This is a genomic window from Patescibacteria group bacterium (genome assembly GCA_041661625.1).
Taxonomy (GTDB): domain Bacteria; phylum Patescibacteriota; class Patescibacteriia; order JAHIZJ01; family JAHIZJ01; genus JBAZUB01.
Genome location: JBAZUB010000020.1, coordinates 1 through 3,406, shown reverse-complemented (window position 1 = coordinate 3,406; position 3,406 = coordinate 1). Strand labels below are relative to the sequence as shown.

Sequence of the window (3,406 nt, the reverse complement as noted above, 5' to 3'; positions counted from 1 at the left end):
CGCCACCAAGAATCACGGCTAAAATTCCCGCTGCCACAACTAAAATTATTTTCTTCTTTCCCGGACCCCCAGCCTCTTCTCCAACCTCTTCCGGACTCGCTCCAACCGGAGCGGCGCTTCCAGACATACCGGGCACAGTTGGCGAAAGAGCGCCGGCCGGCCGCAACGGCTCTGGTTTTGTCGGCTCCACGCCGGCAAACATATCTTCTGGTTCTTTTTCAAACATAATTTTGAATATTAATTTTAATTTATCTTACGGTAAAATAAATGCTGCTCTCTTCGCCGATAGCGGCCATCAGCGGACTTGGCGCGGGAATTATGTGTGACGAATCTAGGCCAAAATCAACTGTACCATCTAAATTATAAGTAACATTATAATTACCCCCCGGCGTTCCGCCAATATAAACAATGCGTAAATTATGCCGACCTCTTGATAATGTGTTTATCCGCACAACTTTAGTCTCATATTCACAAACCATTCTCATTTCTGGCGGCGGCGTCAAGTGGCAAGTTCCAGGAATTACAATTCTGCCCGCCTTGCCAACCAGATAATTATCAATATACACATTAAATCCGTCGTCATCTCTTCCCTCTATATTGAAATCTACTGTCGCGCAATTTGTCTCGCCGTCCATACAGCCATCAGTTCCGCTATTATCGTTTGGATCGCAGGCGTCAATTATTCCATCGCTATCAGTATCCGTATTATATCTCCCGGCGGCATCATACTTTCTATTATCGCAAGCCCGGCCAGTGGCGCAGGTTATTGTGCAAGATGATGGGCTGCAACCTGGTGCAGATGATTCTTGGAGTCTCGCCCAAGGATTTGAAGTATCAACACAAATCCAACTGGCGGGATAAGCCGGTAGACGACTATCGCATTGTTCCGCCCCGCTCACTGTTCCATCGCCGCAAGTCAGGCCGCTCGCCGTTCGCAAAGTGCAACTCGAACTGCAATAATTACAAGTTCCGCCATACGGCGCGGTGCACGGTGTTCCGTTTGCCGCTCCAGAATCACACGTTTCTATCCCGGCTCGTGTAAACCCGTCGCCGCAACGAGAATTTTGGCACGTGTCAGTACACGCGTCTGTATTCACGTCATTTCCATCATCGCATTGTTCGCCTCCTTCAACCGTGCCGTTTCCACATTCCCCCGTCACAGTGCAAACGTCCCAGGCCATATTCCACTGACATTGCTCCGGGCTTCCGGAAGCATAGCATGTCTTTGTTCTAACATAAGGATAGCCCCCCACAGTGGGACAAGTTCTACACAGCCACCTCTCTCCGCCATCAGACGGACAATCATCATTACTATCGCAGGGAAAATCATAAGGTACAATAGGTGTGTTGGGATCATACGGCTCAGTTTCCGGAGAACAAAATCCTTTTGCCGTGACAGTATTTCTATCGCATTCTTCTCGGCCATCAGTCACTGTGTTTCCACAAAATGGCGCTGAACCAACGCAACCTGTCGCACAATATGGCGTGCCGTCAGCTTTTCTGCCGTAGCGACCATTATCTACCCCGTCATCGCACCGTTCACCAACACCACTCTGTAAAATTCCGTCGCCGCAGTAACCACCGCTCATTCGACAAACCGTGGAACACTGATATTGATTAGTCGGTAAGGTTCCACCGCCCGGAATTCTTCCGCCGCCCCGCCCGCGATCGCAAGCTTCGCCAGCATCAACAATTCCATTACCACAAGTGGCAAGGCACGTTCCCCAATCATTCCATCGGCAAGTAGCTAAATTACAAGTTCGGCTCCGTCGGCCGGTTCCGCCCGGACAAAATTCTTCACTCGTGCGGCACGTTCCGCTGCCACAATCTAAATCACTTCGGCAAGAAATTGTCGGATCATTGGAGCATGTATTGGCCAAACTCGGTTCGCATTCTTCACTGGCGTTAATTATTCCATCGCCGCAAACTCCGCCCACGCTATAAGTCGTGCGATCACAAACATCCTCATACTGAATTCTCTCCGGGGCGGCACCTCTAAACCAATGATAACTCGGATTTGTTTCCGGCGGAATCACATATTCTAAGTCCGAACCAATAACATAAAATCCCGTTGTCGACTCATAACGATATTGATAAATATGAGACAAGCCGGGGCACATGTATGATTCAGTACTTGTACTCCAGCAAGTGTCGGCGTTGTAAGGATCCAAACATCCCTGAAATTTATTTAATGGATCAGTTGGCAGGCCGCCGCCAAGCGCCTCACCAAGAGTCGCCCAAGAATCCCACTTGCTTGTCGAAATACCGCGGACATACGAACCCGCTTCCAATTTCGGCGGATAGCCTCGCGTGGCCATATATCTTTCTATCGCGGCTTTAATTTTTTCTAAATCAGATAAACGCCTGACATCGCGGGCTAATTTATCTTTTGGCGCGTCGCACAGAGATTGTGTAGGAGTTTGTGGACAATCTAAATCAGCTGAACAAGAGATTCCCTGTCCATCCTCTGTCGTCACCGCTTCCCCACCACGCGTGCACAATTTATTATTCTCTAAATTAATATTAAATTTCCAATTTTCCACCAATTGATTATAAATATCAATCGCGTCTTGGCTCGCGCCGTCGTTGTATGAAATCAAATAAACGTTGGTATAAAGATCTGGCCCAGAACTAGAACCATCGGCGCCTCTCGGCTGATTGGCCGCGGAAACATAAATCGTTCGGCCGTCTTCCACTGCTTCATACTGGTCAACTGTTTTCCCACTTGGAGCCGACGGCCTGAATCCTTGAGCCGTGTACCAATCAGACAAAGCTAAATGATTTTTATTTGTATAAATGCGGATCCCGATCGCGTCGGATGAAGCCTGGCATGAACCGCCTTCTGGGGCACAAGGATTATCCACATTGCAAGGAAGTTTAGAAAGAGTGCAGTAACTTCCGCCGACAAATATGAAATATTCTCTGAGTAAAAAGTCTGCCGAGCCTCCTGGCGCGGGCGGATTATTCACAATCGGCGGATCACTAACCGTCGGCAAATCGTCGCTAAAACCAATTTCACCTCTATCCTGACAATAATAAGTTTTAAAATTAAATTCTTCATCAACCAATGCTTCCCCGGTCACGCCAAAACTATCCGGCCAAGGATTTTCACAAAGAAAAACTGTCGCGTCCGCGCCGCCGCTCTTCACTTGTCCCACGGTACGAGGCGACAAAACCGTATCGGTGGTAATTTCTGCCGAAACTAAAATTCTTGCTTCACCATTTTTATTTTCCGCTGTCGCTATCTGGCTGGCATTGAATTCACAAACGCCGCCCGTGCCGCACTCGCCGTCGTTATGGCAAATTGTTCCCGTGCCGGCGCACTCGCCCACGGGATCCAAACTGACCACGCTCGGATCATTGGACAACCAATCTTGCCATCGCCACGCATAAACACCAGACAGAG

Annotated in this window: 2 protein-coding genes; both read right to left on the bottom strand. The window is 48.9% G+C overall.

The window, feature by feature from the left end:
* A partial coding sequence (locus WC734_06520; protein MFA6198771.1) for a hypothetical protein occupies nucleotides 1-226 on the bottom strand: 226 nt, incomplete at its 3' end.
* Between the two features lie 22 nt (nucleotides 227-248).
* On the bottom strand, nucleotides 249-3,406 hold a 3,158-nt coding region (locus WC734_06515; GenBank protein MFA6198770.1), incomplete at its 5' end, for a hypothetical protein.